The sequence below is a fragment of the Streptomyces sp. NPDC090798 genome (assembly GCF_044768965.1).
Taxonomy (GTDB): domain Bacteria; phylum Actinomycetota; class Actinomycetes; order Streptomycetales; family Streptomycetaceae; genus Streptomyces.
In genome coordinates, this window is sequence record NZ_JBIVXA010000015.1 from 208,737 (window position 1) to 225,004 (window position 16,268).

General features: G+C 69.6%; 16 protein-coding genes. 13 read left to right on the top strand and 3 right to left on the bottom strand.

Annotated features, from left to right (window positions below):
• Nucleotides 1-85: 85 nt before the first annotated feature.
• The 9 genes from ACIQTP_RS30220 (at nucleotide 86) to ACIQTP_RS30260 (ending at nucleotide 8,974) form a co-directional block, all read left to right on the top strand.
• Nucleotides 86-697 carry a TetR-like C-terminal domain-containing protein gene (locus ACIQTP_RS30220; protein ID WP_403405571.1) on the top strand — a complete coding sequence of 204 codons (612 nt, stop codon included), beginning with the start codon at nucleotides 86-88 and terminating at the stop codon, nucleotides 695-697.
• A gap of 105 nt (nucleotides 698-802) precedes the next feature.
• The gene (locus ACIQTP_RS30225) at nucleotides 803-2,302 is read left to right on the top strand and encodes an MFS transporter (protein WP_403405574.1); all 1,500 of its coding nucleotides are present in this window, start codon (nucleotides 803-805) and stop codon (nucleotides 2,300-2,302) included.
• A gap of 52 nt (nucleotides 2,303-2,354) precedes the next feature.
• Nucleotides 2,355-3,206: a DUF2993 domain-containing protein gene (locus ACIQTP_RS30230; RefSeq protein ID WP_403405577.1), complete on the top strand. Its 852-nt coding sequence runs from the start codon at nucleotides 2,355-2,357 to the stop codon at nucleotides 3,204-3,206.
• A gap of 32 nt (nucleotides 3,207-3,238) precedes the next feature.
• Nucleotides 3,239-3,844 (top strand): carboxymuconolactone decarboxylase family protein, encoded by a 606-nt coding sequence (locus ACIQTP_RS30235; protein WP_403405580.1) that lies wholly within the window; start codon nucleotides 3,239-3,241, stop codon nucleotides 3,842-3,844.
• A gap of 27 nt (nucleotides 3,845-3,871) precedes the next feature.
• Nucleotides 3,872-4,792, top strand: a complete 921-nt coding sequence (locus ACIQTP_RS30240; RefSeq protein ID WP_403405583.1) for a fumarylacetoacetate hydrolase family protein — start codon at nucleotides 3,872-3,874, stop codon at nucleotides 4,790-4,792.
• Nucleotides 4,789-6,039 (top strand): VOC family protein, encoded by a 1,251-nt coding sequence (locus tag ACIQTP_RS30245; protein WP_403405586.1) that lies wholly within the window; start codon nucleotides 4,789-4,791, stop codon nucleotides 6,037-6,039. The genes ACIQTP_RS30240 and ACIQTP_RS30245 overlap by 4 nt, the downstream gene beginning before the upstream one ends.
• Nucleotides 6,040-6,042: 3 nt before the next feature.
• Nucleotides 6,043-7,638 (top strand): bifunctional 3-(3-hydroxy-phenyl)propionate/3-hydroxycinnamic acid hydroxylase, encoded by a 1,596-nt coding sequence (locus ACIQTP_RS30250; RefSeq protein WP_403405588.1) that lies wholly within the window; start codon nucleotides 6,043-6,045, stop codon nucleotides 7,636-7,638.
• Nucleotides 7,639-7,730: 92 nt separating this feature from the next.
• Nucleotides 7,731-8,159 (top strand): SRPBCC family protein, encoded by a 429-nt coding sequence (locus ACIQTP_RS30255; RefSeq protein ID WP_403405590.1) that lies wholly within the window; start codon nucleotides 7,731-7,733, stop codon nucleotides 8,157-8,159.
• 215 nt (nucleotides 8,160-8,374) lie between these two features.
• Nucleotides 8,375-8,974: a TetR-like C-terminal domain-containing protein gene (locus ACIQTP_RS30260; protein WP_403405593.1), complete on the top strand. Its 600-nt coding sequence runs from the start codon at nucleotides 8,375-8,377 to the stop codon at nucleotides 8,972-8,974.
• Between the two features lie 56 nt (nucleotides 8,975-9,030).
• On the opposite strand, the gene ACIQTP_RS30265 is transcribed toward ACIQTP_RS30260, so the two are convergent.
• Nucleotides 9,031-10,218: a sensor histidine kinase gene (locus ACIQTP_RS30265; protein WP_403405596.1), complete on the bottom strand. Its 1,188-nt coding sequence runs from the start codon at nucleotides 10,216-10,218 to the stop codon at nucleotides 9,031-9,033.
• Between the two features lie 310 nt (nucleotides 10,219-10,528).
• On the opposite strand from ACIQTP_RS30265, the gene ACIQTP_RS30270 reads away from it, so the two are divergent.
• Nucleotides 10,529-11,134 carry a TetR family transcriptional regulator gene (locus ACIQTP_RS30270; RefSeq protein WP_403405599.1) on the top strand — a complete coding sequence of 202 codons (606 nt, stop codon included), beginning with the start codon at nucleotides 10,529-10,531 and terminating at the stop codon, nucleotides 11,132-11,134.
• Between the two features lie 374 nt (nucleotides 11,135-11,508).
• Here ACIQTP_RS30270 and ACIQTP_RS30275 read toward each other — a convergent pair whose 3' ends face one another.
• Both ACIQTP_RS30275 and ACIQTP_RS30280 read right to left on the bottom strand, forming a co-directional pair.
• A complete protein-coding gene (locus tag ACIQTP_RS30275; protein WP_402038965.1) occupies nucleotides 11,509-12,129 on the bottom strand; it encodes a ScbR family autoregulator-binding transcription factor in 621 nt (206 codons plus the stop codon).
• Nucleotides 12,130-12,328: 199 nt separating this feature from the next.
• Nucleotides 12,329-13,123, bottom strand: a complete 795-nt coding sequence (locus tag ACIQTP_RS30280) for a response regulator transcription factor (protein ID WP_403405603.1) — start codon at nucleotides 13,121-13,123, stop codon at nucleotides 12,329-12,331.
• A 474-nt stretch (nucleotides 13,124-13,597) separates the two neighbouring features.
• Here ACIQTP_RS30280 and ACIQTP_RS30285 point away from each other — a divergent pair, with 474 nt between their 5' ends.
• The 3 genes from ACIQTP_RS30285 to ACIQTP_RS30295 form a co-directional block, all read left to right on the top strand.
• Nucleotides 13,598-14,680, top strand: a complete 1,083-nt coding sequence (locus ACIQTP_RS30285) for a ScbA/BarX family gamma-butyrolactone biosynthesis protein (protein WP_403405606.1) — start codon at nucleotides 13,598-13,600, stop codon at nucleotides 14,678-14,680.
• Between the two features lie 56 nt (nucleotides 14,681-14,736).
• Nucleotides 14,737-15,768, top strand: a complete 1,032-nt coding sequence (locus ACIQTP_RS30290; protein ID WP_403405609.1) for an NAD-dependent epimerase/dehydratase family protein — start codon at nucleotides 14,737-14,739, stop codon at nucleotides 15,766-15,768.
• A gap of 409 nt (nucleotides 15,769-16,177) precedes the next feature.
• Nucleotides 16,178-16,268: biotin carboxylase N-terminal domain-containing protein (locus ACIQTP_RS30295; protein WP_308427085.1), on the top strand; the 91-nt coding region annotated here is incomplete at its 3' end.

A 16,268-nucleotide genomic window follows, 5' to 3' on the forward strand; every position in this document is an offset into this window, starting at 1 on the left:
AAGGGCGCGGATAGAACGGTTGCGTTTCTCCCGGGCGCGGAGCTACACTGAGTACAGAACAGTTCTGTACTCAACGGAGGACCTGATGTCCGGCACCACAGGCGAGCCGTCGATCCGCCGCTCGCGCATTTCCCGGGCCAGGGAGATGGAGCTGCTCAACGCGGCCCTGGAGGTGCTGGGCGAGGTCAGCTACGAGGAACTGTCGATGGACCTGGTCGCGGCGCGGGGGCGGTGCAGCAAGGCCACGCTCTACAAGCTGTGGCCGACCAAGGCGCACCTTGTCGTTGCCGCGCTCTACGCCACGCGCCCGATGAGACCGGAAGGGGTCGACACGGGCACGCTCCGCGGCGATCTGCTGGCCATGGCCGCGCTGCTGGCGGCCGCTGGGGAGACGATGACGGCGCTGTTCGCCGCGCTGGGGCACGCCGTGCTCACGGACGAGGAACTCGCCCGAGCGGTGCGGACATCTCTGCTGGAGCCCTGGTTCGCCGGTCTCATCGGGTTCGTCGACCGGGCGGTCGAGCGGGGCGAGCTGGCCGCCCGGCCGCCCGGCGCGCACTTCCTGCCCGAAGTGCTGCTCAGCGTGGCAGCCACCCGTCCGTTGTTCGGGCGCGGAGTCGCCGATATCGACTACCTCACCAGATGCGTCGACCAGGTGCTGCTCCCGCTGCTCCTGCCCACGGCGCTACAGCCCTGATCGCGCCTTCCCTGCCTTCCCGATCCGGCCCCCCTGCCCCCCTTCCCCGGCCTCGCCATGGCCTCATGCCCGGCCTCCGCCCGCGGCCCTCTCTGGAGATCCACCATGCCCCTCACTTCCCCCGACGCAAGCGATGTCGGCACCGCATCCCCTCCGTCCGGCCAAGCCCGCCACCGGTGGTGGATCCTCGCTGTCGTCTGCATCGCCCAGTTGATGGTGGTGCTCGACGCATCCATCGTGAACATCGCCCTGCCGTCGGCCCAGCAGGACCTGGGCTTCAGCAACGGCAACCGGCAGTGGGTCATCACCGCCTACGCGCTGGCCTTCGGCAGCCTGCTGCTGCTCGGCGGCCGTATCGCGGACCTGTTCGGCCGCAAGATCACCTTCCTGGTGGGCCTGGCCGGCTTCGCGGGCGCCTCCGCTCTGGGCGGCGCGGCCGACAGCTTCGGCATGCTGGTCGGCGCCCGCGCCGGCCAAGGGCTGTTCGGTGCGCTCCTGGCACCGGCCGCACTGTCGCTGCTGACCACCACGTTCACGGACACCAGGGAACGCGCGAAGGCTTTCAGCGTCTACGGCGGCATCGCGGGTGCCGGCGCGGCCATCGGCCTGCTCCTGGGCGGTGTCCTCACCGAATACCTCGACTGGCGCTGGACGCTGTACGTCAACCTGGGCTTCGCCGTCATCGCCTTCGTCGGCGGAGTCCTGCTGCTGACCCGCACCGCCCGCGACAGGACCGCCACCTTGGACGTGCCCGGCACGATCCTCGTGTCGTCCGGGCTGTTCTGCGTGGTCTACGGATTCTCCAACGCCGAGACGCACGGCTGGAGTTCGCCGGCCACCTGGGGTCTGCTGGGGGCCGGCACCGTCCTGCTGGCGGCGTTCGCGGGGTGGCAGACCAGGGCCGCCAACCCCCTGCTGCCCCTGCGGCTCCTGCTGGACCGCAACCGCGGTGCCTCCTTCATCGCCGTGCTGATCTGCGGCGCGGGCATGTTCGGCGTCTTCCTCTTCCTGACCTACTACATGCAGGAGAGCCTGGGCTACAGCCCGGTCAAGACCGGTCTGGCCTTCATGCCGATGGTCGTCGGACTCATGGTCACCACCCCGCTCGCCACCAACGTCCTCATCCGGCAACTCGGCCCCAAGCCGGTCGTGCCGGTGGGCATGGGTGTGTCCGCCGTCGGCCTGGCATGGCTGACCACCCTTGACCTGAACAGCGTTTACGTCGCGAACGTGATGCCCCCGCTGATCGTGATCGGGCTCGGGATCGGCCTGGTGATGGCTCCGGCGATGAGCGTGGCCACCTCCGGGGTGGCGACCGAGGACGCCGGTGTCGCCTCCGCGGCCGTCAACACCATGCAGCAGGTCGGCGGTTCCATCAGTACGGCGCTGCTCACCACGCTGTCGGCCACCGCCGCCACCCATTACCTCGAGAGTAGAAATCCCAAGAACCCCGCCCTCCTCGCGGAGGCCGCCCTGCACGGCTATGCCACCGCCTACTGGTGGGCCGCGGGCTTCTTCGCCGCGGGCATGGTCGTCTGCGGGGTCCTCTACCGCCGTGGCGTGCCCAAGCCGGACGCCGACGCCGCACCGGTCGTCCACATGTGACACCGCCGCCCGTACGCGACGCACCGAACGTGACAGGCCGAAGGGTCCCCCAATGCCCGAGAGATCAGAGTTGTCCGCGCCGGCCGCCGGTATGCCGCACGGAACAGCGCAGTCCGCCCGCCGTCCGCGGGGCGCACGGCGCATTCGCCGCCGGTACCGCGTGCTCATCGCAGCCGTCGCAGCCCTTTTGCCGGCGGCGCTCGGTACCGACTACGACGTACGCGTCCACGCGGAAGCGCAGACCGCGCACGCCTTCCAGCGGGCCACCGGGACCGCGACGGCACCAGAGGTGCACATCCGGGGATTCCCGTTCCTGACCCAGGCGGCCCGGGGAACCCTGGACCGGGTGGATGTCTCGGCCGAACAGATTCCGGCCGGGACGGACAGCCCGGTGCCGGTCTCCAGGCTGGACGCCCGTATGACCCACCTCAAGCGGAGCTCGGACGCGGACACCGCCCGGGCCGGCTCCGCCAAAGCCACCGCGTTCGTCTCATACGAGGACCTGTCCGCAACGCTGGGCCTGGACGTCCGGGCCGGATCGGCGCCGGGGCGGCTCACCGCCTCGCTGAGTGTGCCGATAGCCGGGAACATCACGGTGAACGCCCAGGTCACCAAGGACGGGCCCACCACCATCGCCTTCAAGGTGCTGGGCATCTCCTCGGACCAACTGCCGCAGTCCGTCCTGGACTCGGTCGGCAGGACCTTCGAGAAGAAGATCCCGCTGCGGAACCTCCCGCACGGGATGACCCTGCAGTCGATCTCCACCGATTCCTCCGCTGTCGCCGTCACGCTCTCGGGCCACGACGTGACCTTCAAGACGTCCGAGAAATCCACGAATTCCGGTACCTCCACGAATTCAGGTACCTCCACGAATTCCGGTAGTTCCGGTACATCGGCCGCATAGCTGAATTCCCGATTACGTTCGAAGGGAGAACCATGCCCAAATCACAGCCGGTCAGGCCCCTGTCGCAGTCCCCGGCGCGGCGGCGCCTGACCCCGATCGCGGGAGCGCAACGCACGGACGAGCAGCGCGAGCTGCTGTCCGGCGTCCTGGGCGAGGACGCGCCCAATGTCTTCAGCACCTTGGTGCGGCATCCCGCGCTCTACCGGAAGTGGCTGCCGTTCTGTCTGCACCTGCTGACGGACTCGGCATTCCCGGCCCGGGAGCGGGAGTTGGTGATCATCAGGACCGCGTCGCTCTGCGAATGCGCGTACGAGCTGCATCACCACGTCGGGCTCGGTTCCGAGGTCGGGCTGACCGACCACGAACTCGCCGCGCTCACCGGTGAGACCACCGTCGACTGGTCGACACGCGACCGGCTGCTGCTGGCCGCGATCGATCAGCTGCACGCGAGCCACACCATCCGCGAGACCACCTGGCATGCGTTGAGCGCGCTGCTGAACACCGAGCAGCTCATCGAACTGCCCGTGCTGGTGGGCCACTACGTCCTGCTCGCCGGAACGCTCAACTCACTCGGCGTACCGCTCGACAGCGCGCGGGCAGAACCGCACACCGTCCAGTACCCGGACGCAGTCAAGTAACCGATCCATCCTGAGGAGGGCGCCGTCATGCGCCTCGGAGTCATCGCCAACCGGCTGGTCCTTGTCGACGGAAACTCGGCCGTCGACATCGAACGGGCCAGCAACGGCCGCTTCCCGGCCGATCCCGCACAGCTCTTCGACCACTGGGAGCCCCTGGTCGAGTGGGCCGCCACGGCCGAACCCGACGGGGAGCGGCTGCCGCTGGACGGCCTGCAGAACCCGGTCCCGGCACCGCGCCAGGTCTTCGGCATCGGCGCCAACTACCTCGACCATGTACAGGAGGCCGCCGCCGCCCGCGGCCACACCGGGGACGTCAAGGCAATGCTGCCCAAGGACCCGATGATCTTCACCAAGTTCCGTACCAGCTTGTCCGGTCCCCAGGACCCGATCCCGGTGCCCAGCGGGAACGTCGACTGGGAGGTCGAACTCGTCGTCGTGGTCGGCCGGTACGGCGAGCGCGTCGCGAAGAAGGACGCCTGGGATCACGTCGCCGCCCTCACCGTCGGGCAGGACGTCTCCGAACGTGTCATCCAGCTGGCCGGCCCCGCCCCGCAGTTGTCCATGGGGAAGTCCTTCCCCGGTTTCGCCCCGCTGGGTCCGGTGCTGGTCACGCCCGACGAGTTCGACGACCCGGACGACCTGGAGCTCGGCTGCGCGCTGAACGACCGGATCGTGCAGAAGGCCCGCACCTCCGAAATGATCTTCTCGGTGGCCGAGCTGATCGCGTACATCTCCTCCATCGTCCCGCTGCTGCCCGGTGACCTGATCTTCACCGGTACGGGCGCGGGCGTCGGTCTCTTCCGTACTCCGCCGCTCTTCCTCAAGCCCGGCGACAGGCTCGTCAGCTGGGTCAAGGGCATCGGCGAACTCCACAACCCCGTGACGGCGGCCCCTGGACACCCCGCCGCCGACGACAAGGACAACGACCGGACGGGAGCCCAGTCATGACCACCACCCCGGAGCAGAGCCCGCAGCAGTACGACGTCGGCGGCCTGATGCTGCCGCGCCCGTTCAAGATCCGCCGCCTCGGCCACCTCGGGCTGAACATGGAGCGGCTCGACGAGGCGATCACCTTCTACTGCGACGCGCTCGGATTCCGCATCACCGACCAGCTCGACGTGCTGAGCCAGGTGCCCGAAGAGGCGCGCCCGTTCGTGAAGGACATCCTGACCGACCCGCGTTTGACCTTCACCACCCACAACAGTGACCACCACGCACTGGTGCTCGCGCACAAGACCTTCGGAACCCTGTGGGGCAACAACCGCAAGGTGCAGGACATCACCTTCAGCCAGCTCACCTTCCAGGTCGGCAGCCTGCAGGAGGTCGTCGAGGCCGAGGCGTACCTCAAGGAGCGGGGCGTCGAGATCGGCCACTACGGCCGCGACATGCCCGGCAGCAACTGGGAGATCTACGCCTACGACCCCGACGACAACATGATCGAGCTGTACTACGGCATCGAGCAGATCGGCTGGCAGCGCAAGTCGAAGCCGTACGGCATGCACTACCGCGGCCTCATGGACGTGATGCCGTCACTGCCACAGATGTCGGAGGCCGCCGAGGTCCGCGAGGCGCTGGCCAAGGGCATCGACATCGACTCCGGCTACCACCCGTCCGAGGAGCACCTGGAGGAGACGTACGTCGTCGGCGGCGTCCTGCTCCCGCGGCCCTTCAAGGTCACCGGGATCGGCCCGGTCTCGCTGTTCACCGAGCGCATGGACGAGATGATCGCCTTCTACACCGGCATGCTCGGCTTCGAGGTGGTCGAGGAGGTCGAGCTGCACGGCAGGCGGATTGTGTACTTCCGCACTGGCACCGAGCACCACACCTTCGCCCTCGCCGACAAGGCGCTGCGCGGCATCCTCGGCCTCAGCGAGCACACCTCGTGCCTGAGCATCGGTCTCCAGGTCGGCAGTTTCACCCAACTGCGGAACGCGGCCGCGTACTTGATGGACCGCGGCTACACCCTCGTGCATGGACTCCCGCAGGAGATCTACGTCGGCATCGACTACGCCGTCCACCTGAAGGACCCCGACGGCCACCTGGTCTGTCTCTACTACTACATGGAGCAGATCGGCTGGGACGGCAGGCCCAGGCCGGGGAGCGAGCGCCGCGACATGGTCCTCCCGTGGTCGGAGACGCTTGAGCCGCTCTCCGACACCTACGGGGGCACGGCCTACCTGGGACCCCTGGGCTGAGTCATGACTGACAACGAACGACACGAGGCCGAACGACACGACTGCGACGTCCTCGTCGTGGGCGCCGGCCCGATCGGCCAGGTACTCGCCCTGCTACTGGCCCAGCAGGGAATACGGGTGATCGTGGTGGAGCGCTGGGCACAGCCGTATCCGCTGCCCCGCGCCGTGGCTCTCAGCCATGACACCCTGCGGATCCTGTACCAGCTCGGTCTGCGCGAGGAGTTGGCCCCGCTGCTGGAGCCCTGGGGGCAGGACGGGCACACGTTCAAGCTCACGGACGCCTCGGGGGAGACCCTGGCCGAATCGCGGTTCGACCTGGATTCCGATTCCGGCTTCGCCCACATGACGGGTTTCTCGCAGCCGGATCTGGAGGGTTTGCTCGAACAGCGGGTCCAGGAACACCCGTTGATCGACCAGCGCCGGGGTTTCTCGCTGGAGGCGCTGTCCGACGACGGGCCGTCCGGGTCTGGGGTCAGCGCCGTCATCCGCCCCCACGACGGCCTCGAACCGATCCCCGCCGGCGAACCGGAGACCGTACGGGCGGGTTACGTCGTCGGCTGCGACGGAGCCAACAGCGCGGTCCGCACCCTGCTCGGAACGGAGATGACCGACCTCGACTTCAGCCATGACTGGCTGGTGGTCGACGTCGTCCCGCACACGCCGCCGGCCTGGCTGCCGTACGCGTGCCAGCATCTGGATCCCGCCCGGTCGACCACCCTGGTGCCGTCCGGACCCGGTCGCCGGCGCTGGGAGTTCATGATCATGCCGGACGACGACCAGGACAACGTCGACACCGACGAGAACGCCTGGCGGCTGCTGAAGGCCTGGGACATCCACCCCGGCAACGCCGACCTGGTGCGGCACGCCCGGTACACCTTCCGAGGACGCTGGGCCAACGAGTGGCGCAAGGGCCGTGTGCTGCTGGCCGGTGACGCGGCCCATCTGATGCCGCCGTTCATGGGCCAGGGCATCAACTCCGGCCTCCGCGACGCGGCGAATCTCGCCTGGCGCCTGGCCCTGCTGGTCAGGGGCAAGGGCAAGGACTCGCTGCTGGACGACTACAGCACCGAACGCTCCGCGCAGGTCGCGCAGATCATCGAGCAGACCGTCTTCATCGGCCGGATGTTCTGCGCGACCGACCCGAAGGAGTGCGCCGAGCGGGATGCCATGATCAAGTCCATGGGCACCCTGGATCTCCAGGACGCGTCCAGGAACTGGAACGTGCAGGGCGGGACGCTGCAGGACGACGGGATCGGCGGCACGCTGGGCGTCCAGGCCCACGTGGGCACCGGGGCCCGCACGGCTCTCCTGGACGAGGTGCTCCCGCCCCGCGGCTTCCTCCTGCTGGGCCGCGACCGTGACCCGGCCGAACTGCTCTCCCCGGACCGGCGCACCGCCTGGCAGCAACTCGGCGGCCGCAGCGCCCACTTCGGGCCCGGCGGCCTCACCGACCCCGAGGGCAAGTACGCGGCCTGGTTCGAGCGGCTGAACGCCTCGGTCGTCCTGATCCGGCCGGACTTCCAGCTGTTCGGCGGAGTACGCGCCCCGCACGCCACGGACGCCCTGGTCCACAACCTGATCCAGCGCGTGAAGGCTTGACCGAAGTGTGGTCCCCACTCCACGAACTCCGCCCGCACCGTGGGCGGCATGTCAAAGCACGGCCCGCAGGGCCCATCAGAAGAGGAGCAATCATGCCCGAGGTTTCCGTCAGCGCGTCCGTAGCCGCCCCCGCCGACAAGGTGTGGGCGGTCATCACCGACTTCGACCGCTTCGGTGAGTGGAACACCATCCACACCGAGTTCCCCAACGGCGGCCCGGCCGAATTCGTCGTGGGCGCCGAGTACAGCGAGAAGATGACCCTGATCGGCATGGCCGCCGAGGTGGCCTGGACCGTCACCGAGGTCGAGGCCGGACGGTCCTACCGGCTGCGGGGCAACGGACCGATGGGTGTCTCGGTGGGCCAGCACTACCTGCTCGCCGACGCGGGCGAGGGCACCCTGGTCACGGTGGAGAACGAGTTCAAGGGCGCGGCCGTGAACATGATGGCGGCCAAGGTGAAGGACGCCACCACCACGGCGCTCACCGAGTCGCTGAGCAAGCTCGCCGTCCTGGTGGCCTAGCCCCGAGTGACCCTGACCCGGGTGTGGTCCTTGCAGGCGGCCGACCGTCTGCAAGGACCACGTAGCCGGCCGAGTCCTGTGGTTCCTGCGTCGAGCCCGGCTCGCCACGCTTCGGCCTTCCGTCGCCGCGTCACCGCCAGATAGTACAGTTGCGTTTCTCCCGAGGTCGCCCTACAGTCGCGGTCCGAAACCGTTCTGTACCAAATGGAGTGCTGATGTCACGCGACAAGGGCGATGAGGCGATCCGTCGCCCTCGGATGACCCCCGAACGGGAGGTCGAGTTGCTGGTCGCGACGATCGATGTGTTGCACGAGGTCAGCTATGACGAGCTGTCGATGGACCTGGTCGCGGCCCGGGCGCGCTGCAGCAAGGCCACGCTCTATCGTCTGTGGCCGGGGAAGCCGCAGATCGTGGCGGCTGCGCTCTACGCCACGCGGCCGATGAAGCCGGAGGAAATCGACACCGGTACGCTCCGCGGCGATCTGCTGGCCATGGCCGAGCTGTTGGGTCCCCATGGGCAGAAGGACGTGCCGCTGTTCGCCGCGCTCGCGCACGCTGTGCTGACCGACGAGAACCTCGCCGACGCGGTGCGCGAAACGCTGTTGGAGTCCTGGTTTGCGGATCTTATAGAGGTCGTTGACCGAGCTGTTGAGCGTGGCGAGCTGTCCCGCCGGCCGTCTGCCACCGACTTCCTGCCGCAGATCCTGCTCAGTGTGATGCTCACTCGTCCGATGTTCGAGGGCAAGCCCGCCGACGCCGACTACCTGACCAGGTGTGTCGACCACGCGCTGCTGCCCGCGCTGCTCCACAGCTGATCGGGCCGTCCACAGCGGGCGGTCCATCCCTCAGCTTTCCTCGGGCGGGGCGGGGCTCAGGGGTGTCCGCGCAGGGGCAGATGGATCTCCAGCAGGGTGCCGGTGGGGGTGCCCGGGGTGATGCCGGTCCGGCCGCCGAGGTCCTCGACGCGGCCGGTGAGGGAGAGCAGGGCCCGCGCGGAATCGGCGGAGCCGGCGGAACCTGCCGCGGGGCCGTGGCCGTCGTCGCTCACCTTCGCGTACAGCCAGCGCCTGGTGATGCGTACGACGGTGTCCACGCGGCGCGCGCCCGAGCGGGCCAGGCGGTCGCGCAGGGCCTCGCGCAGGGCGAGAAAGGTCTCCTCCCGGTGCCGCTCGGAGAGGGTCCACTCGTCACCGATGACGTCGACGGAGGTACGGACACGGCGGCCGTCGCGGGGGCGGGGGCCCGCGAGGAAGGCCTCCAGGGCCTCGCGCAGGGGCGGCAGGTCGGCGCGATGGCGCACGCCGTCGATGAGCGCCTGGTTCTCCCTGACCGCGGCGGCCAGTGCCCTTTGGGCGGTGGCGAGGTGGGCCGCGACGGCGCCGGGAGCGCCAGGGGTGGGTGAGTCGGTCCTGCCGGGGGCGCCAGGCGTGGGTGAGTCGGTCCTGCCGGGGGCGCAGGTCGCCGCGGCGTCGAGGCTGAGCCGGGCGAGGGACAGGGCGCCGCCCAGCTCGTCGTGCAGTTGCCGGGCCAGCCTGCGGCGCTCGCCGCGGCCGTCGTCGCCGGCCCACATGCCCTCCCCGGCCTCCCGGACGACCTCGCCCAGGCGCCGGACGACCGCGACCGCGCGGGGCAGCGCGCTCTCGTGGTGCGCGATGCCGTTCTCCAGGACGTGCAGCAGGGCGCACTCGAGGAGCAGGGCGACCGCGGCGGCCACCTGGTGCGGGGCAGCGGCGGGCGGGGCGATGGGAGTGGGCGTGGGAGTGGGCGTGGTGTCCGCGGCACGGGCCAGGGCGGTGCGGGCGAACTCCGTCAGCGTGGTGCGCAGCGCGGGCACCTCCGCCTCGGCCGGGGCGAGTGCGGCGGGGAGGCGGGCGGCGAAACGGTCCAGGACGGCGCCGGTCTCCCAGGACCCCAGGGTGGTGGCGGACGACACGAGGGGGGAGTGGCCCGGGCGGGGCGACATCCGGGCCGCCGCGCGGACCAGACCCTCGTGCAGGGCTTCGCCGAATCCGCTGCCGACCAGGGGGATGGTCGCGGTGGGGGTGGTCGTGCCGCTCATCGGACTCCTCAACGCTCGGGTGACGCTTGGGTGCCGGGGCAACGTGGCCATCGCCAACGTAACAAACAGACTTGTCTGATTGTCAAGAGTGGGCGGGCGTTCCGGATGGGGTGTGTTCACGGGATCGCCCGGCCGTCAAGAGCCTATGCATGGGCAAGAGCTGCAGGATTTATGGGGATTGGATGGAGGTCTGGGGTCACGGGGCTGTCGACTAAAACAGGCATGGTTGTATGATTCCGGTTGTTGCCGACGCCTTCGGGCGCCCGCGCGCTCCTTCATGCCAAGAGCAGGAATAGGCAGGTGCAGCCTGATGCAGACCCGGTCCGAACAGACCCGTCAGGCTCTCGTCCGTGCCGCGGCGGAACTGATAGCGAACGGCCGGCTCTCCGATGCGGGACTGGTCAACATCTGCCGCCGGGCCGGGGTGAGCCGAGGGGCTCTCTACCATCACTTCTCCTCCACCGCGGAGTTGACGGCCGCGGTGTACGAGCAGGCGCACGACCGGGTCGTCGCGCTGATGGACGAGGCCTTCGAAGGGCCCGTGGAGGATGCCCCGGAGCGCCTCCTGGTCGCCCTGTGCGAGGCGTTGCGTACGGAGGAACTGGTCCGGGCGGGCATACAGCTGGCGGTGGACGGGTCGGCGGGGCCGCCGCGGTTGCGTGACGACGTACTGGCGTTGGTACGCAGGCGGGTGGTCGAGGCGCACCGGGACGTCGCGTCGGCGCCGGAGGATCTGGCCGAGCTGGCGGTGGTGGTGGCCGCGGGGCTGGAGTCGCTCGGGCACACGGACGCGGAGTGGTGGGACCCCAAGACGTCCAAGCGGTTGTGGGTGCTGTTGCGCCCGTTGTTCTCGTTGGCCGGGGAGGGGCGCGCGGAGGAGGAACGGCGGGTGGGCAGCGGGTCCGAGGGGATCTGAGGTCTTGAGGCGGGGACGGGGCTCGGGGCCTGTCCCCGGGGTCTGTGCGGGAGTGAGGGCGTACCCGTGTTCGCGGCGGCGCGAGAAGGCGCCCGCGGTGGGGGCTTGGTCCGGGGCGGGGCGGTGGCCGTGAACCGGACGGCATGCGAAGGGGACCCGCGGTGGGGGCTCGGCCCGGGGTGGGGGTCGGGCTCGGTCCGTCACGGGTGAAGTGGGCCCTGCCCGGAGTTCGCGTTCGGGGCGCCGTGTTCTGTTCGGCGGGCGGTGCGGGGGCTTCTGTTCGGCGGGCGGTGCGGGGACGCGGGGCGCGGGGCGCGGGGCTTGGTGGTGAGGTTGTCGGGTTCGGGGGTGGGGCCGGGCGGGCCGGATGGAGGTCAGGCGGTCTCGTGGGCCGGCGGCGGGATGGTGCGGAGGCGGCCGAGCATCCCTGGTGTGGCCAGGCCGGGCAGCACGAAGCGCCAGAACGCACCGATGCGTTCCGGCAGATCCTCGCGGTTGCTGTAGACCTGGGACATCAACTGCAGGCCGGTGAAGGCGCCGACGATGGTCGACGTGGCTTCCTGGATGTCCACGCCGGGCAGGATCTCGCCCTGCTCCTCGGCCTGCCGCAGCAGGGCGAGTATGGCGGCGCCGGACTGCTCGTACGCCGTCTGCGGCGGCCGCGAGAACGACGTCTGCTCGACGGCGAGCCGCACGCTGGCCCGTAGCACCGGATCGCGCTGGAGACGCTGGGCGAACTCCAGGGTGAGGTCGATGACGGCCTGGAGCTTCACCGCCTGGTCCGGCACCACCAGTGCCTCGCTGTGCGCGGTCACGAGGGCCACGGCGATCGCTTCCTTGGAAGGGAAGTGGTGGTACAGCGCGCCTCGAGTGAGGCCCGTGCGCGCCAGGATGTCGTTGGTGCTCGCCGCGTCGTAGCCGCGCTCGTCGAACACGCGGGCCGCGGACTCCAGGATCGAGTGCCTCGACCTCGTCCCGCGCTCTTGTGTGGCCATACCAGGTCCTTGCTCTCGCCCACCGGAATTTTACCGACTGGTCTGTATTGTATCGGCAAGGCGGCACGCCGCCAGTAGGCGGGAGTATTTGCTTCCGGTTTGGCTCGATTTTCGGTCGGACCTCGGCCGTTCATCGAATGCTTCTCAAGTGGTCTTCAAGGGGCCTTCACGTGGTCCTCGTACGGCCTGCGGGTGCCGCTCACGGGTGGCCGAGCCGAAAACCGACACCGCGTACGGTGATGATCCAACTGCTCGAACCGAGCTTGCCGCGCAGGCTGCTGACGTGGGTGTCGATGGTGCGCCCGCGGTGGGACCAGGTGTCGTCCCAGACCTGCGCCATGAGCTGGCGTCGCGGCATGACGGTGCCGGGCTGCGAGGCCAGCAGATGCAGCAGGTCGAACTCCTTGCGGGTCAGGTCCACCGGCTTCCCGTTCAGCGTGGCCACCCGGGTGCCGACGTCGATGCGCAGCGGCCCGTGGGTGATGACCTGGGCGGCGGCGGGCTGTTGGCGCACCCGGCGCATCACGGCCTCCATCCGGGCCAGTAACTCGCGGAAGCCGTACGGCTTGACCAGGTAGTCGTCCGAGCCGGCCTGCAGTCCGAGCACCCGGTCGAGTTCGGAGCCGCGCGCGGTGACGGCGATGACCGGGGTGTCGCAGACCGCCCGGATGCCCCGGCACACCTCGAGCCCGTCCAGGTCGGGCAGGTCCAGGTCGAGCAGGAGGAGATCGGCGTCGCGGTGCGCCTGGAGCGCCTTGGTGCCGGTGGCCACGCTCTGCGCGGCGTACCCCTGCCGCAGCAGGCCCTGGACAAGGGAGTCGGCGGCCCTGACATCGTTCTCCACGACCAGGACGCGCAGTGCTCCGGCCGGGGGGCTGGGGTGGTCGGCGGCCGTCAGTGGGGCAACGGCCCGCCCGGGCTGGGGAATCGTGGGGCGGTGCGGAAGATTGCGCTGCGATCGGGCGTCGAGTAGATCCACGGCTTGCCGATTCATCTGCTCCTCCTGAGGCACAGTCTCGTCATCACGGAACGGACTGCTGAACTCTCACAATGAGGACGATAGCAAACAGACTTGTCTGATTGTCAACGTGTTCGAAATCCCCCGCGCGTCGGTCCGTACCTTTTCCAATCTACCCACGTTGACCTGCGTATATGTGCAGAGATCCGGCGCTTCAAGGTCATGTTTCCGGCAGGTTGCGGTCGAGGTGGACCCCCTCGTCCCAGGGGTGTCCTTGGCGCTAACCATGCAGGTCTGCACGGTTTGAAAGATCGGGTGCCTCGGGTGGCGCAATCGTGCTGTACCGGCCGGTAGCGGCGGCTCATCGCTCGAAGGATGCTAAAGCTTTACTTGAAAAACCGAACAGACATGTCTGTATCTTGTGTGAGCGAGAGAACGTCGGCCACGGGGGGTGGCTGCCGGCGGTACGGATTGCTGCCCCCTGCTCGGAACCAGACAGGAGTGCCGTACATGTCGTACACCACCTCCACCCGTGTGTCCGTCGAAGACGACGTCGCGACGGTGGGCACCAGCGCCTCACGAACCGCCTCACGGCCCGCTGCCCGCAACGCTGTTCAACCCGCCGTTCAGGCCTCCGCCCAAGCCTCCGTCCAGACCGCCGCGCGCACTCTGACGCCGCGGCTGACCACGACGGTTCCGCGCGAGTACGTCCATCGCGCCGCCGTCTCGGAGGTGTTGCTGACCGGCTGGGAGGCCGCCGCCGAACCAGCCGGACCCGACCCGGACGAATTCGCGGTCAGCGCCCAATGGCCGCGCAGCCACTCCTTCTTCACCCAGTCCGGCGGCTACCAGGACCCGATGCTCCTGATCGAGTCCGTCCGCCAGATCGGTTCCCTGCTCGCGCACGCCGAGTTCGGCGTCCCCTTCGGGCACCAGTTCCTGATGTGGGACATGTTCTTCAGCACCTCCCCCGAACTCCTCGTCGCGGACGCCGTCCCCACGGAGGTCGAACTGCGCACGGTCTGCCGCGACATCGTCCGCAGGGGCCGGGTGCTCGGCGGTATGCGCTACGACGTCACCGTGCTGCGCGACGGAAGGGCGCTGGCCACCGCCGGCGCCGCGTTCAGCTGTACCAGTCCCGCCGTCCACCGCAGGCTGCGCGCCGGCCGGCCCACCACCACCGACCGCGTCGTGCCGCCCGCGATCGACCCGGCCGCGGTGGGCCACTCCGACGACCGGCACGTGCTGCTCGCCGAGCCCGCGTCGGCCTCCGGCACCGGCGACCGCTGGGAACTGCGCGTCGACACCGCCCACCCCACGTTCTTCGACCACCCCGTCGATCACATACCAGGCATGGTCCTGCTGGAAGCCGCCCGGCAGGCCGCCCTCGTCTCGACCGGGATGCCGGACGCACTCCTGCTGGGCCTCAAGAGCAACTTCGCGCGCTACGCCGAGTTCGACGCGCCCTGCTGGATCGAGCCGCAGGCCGAACCGCACGGTACGGAGGGGGGCGTACTGGTGCGGGTGCGCGGTACGCAGCACGCTGAGACCGTCTTCACCGCCGAGCTCGTCCTGAGCCCGCGCGGCCGCTGAACCCGCGCATCCTCCGTACGCCTGGGAGAGCGTGCCCGTCCCGAGGAGACAGACCCGTGCCCACCATCCTGATCACCGGCGCCGCCGGCTTCGTCGGCGGACACGTCACCCGTGAAGCGGCCCGGTACCGGGCCGACTTGCGGCTCATGTCCCATCGCAGTCCCCTGCTCGGCTCCGGTCCCCCGCTTCACAAGGACTCCCCGCTTCACAAGGGCTCCCCGGTCCAGGAGGGTCCTGCGACTCAGGAGGGTCCTCCGGCCCAGGAGGGTCCTCCGGCCCATGCCGGTGCTCGCGTCGTACGGGCCGATCTGACCGACCCCGCGTCCTTGCGCGGGGTGTGCGACGGCGTCGACGTCCTCATCCACTGCGCCTCGCAGATCGGCGGCGGCGTCGAGGCCAACGAGGCCGTCAACGCCCGTGGTACGGCGGCGCTCATCGAGGAAGCGCGCCGCGCGGGGGTTGCGCGCATCGTCCAGCTGAGCACCGCGTCCGTCTACGGCCGTGGCACCTTCCGGGGCGACCGGCCCGAAGAGCTGTTCCGCAACCCGGGCTCGCCCACGTCCCTCACCCGCGCCACGGCCGAGGACACCGTACTCGCGGCCGGCGGTGTCGTCCTGCGCCCGCATCTGGTGTACGGGGAGGGCGACAGGTGGGTGGTGCCCGGCCTGACCCGGATGCTGCGCGTGCTGCGCGGCACGGTGGAGGGCTGGCCCGCCCGGAGCTCCGTGATCGCCGTACCCGAACTGGCCGCGCTGCTGGTGGCCACCGCGCTCGCCCCCGCCGCCGACCTGACCGCCTCCGTCTACCACGCCACTCACCCGGAACCCCTCCCCGTGGACACCCTCCTGCGCACGGTCGCCGAGTGCACGGGGACCGACTGGCCGGACCGGGAACTGACCGCCGACCGAGCCCGGGCGGTCCTGGCCGAGAAGGGCGTACCCCCGTCCGGACTCGACATGTTCACCACCGACCACGTCTTCGACAGCACCCGGCTCTGGTCCGACCTGCGGCGCACACCCGGCGCCGGTTTCGACACCGACTTCCCCCTCGCGGCGCCCTGGTACCGCAAGACCCTGCGGGACGGTTGACCGACCACGGGCCCGCGAGCCTGCCCTGCCAAGCGGTCGATCGGCCAAGTGGTCGACCGGGCAAGTGGTCGACCGGCCAAGTGGTCGACCGGCCCGCGAAACCCTGCGGGGCGGCGGGAAGTGCCTCCCGGGCGTCGCCCCGGAACGCCTCCCGAACGCTGCCCCTGAACGCCTCCCGAACGCCCTCGAAATTCTCCACGGAATGGCGCATTCCTTTTCTTTCCGGACCCGGCGGATCCATCCGCCGGGTCCGGCAATTTGACGGAGGCCTGACCTTCTTCTTTCCTCTTCCGGTAAATGCTGCCCCGGGTCTGCGGATTCTGACCCAGTTCTGCAACGGACCGTATTGAAGGGGAAGTGCGCACTCGAACAGTCTTGTGGCTCCGAGCGGAGTCTGGGGAGGTTCATCGTGCGCAAGGTGCTCATCGCCAACCGTGGCGAAATCGCTGTCCGCGTGGCCCGGGCGTGCCGGGATGCCGGGATCGCGAGCGTTGCCGTGT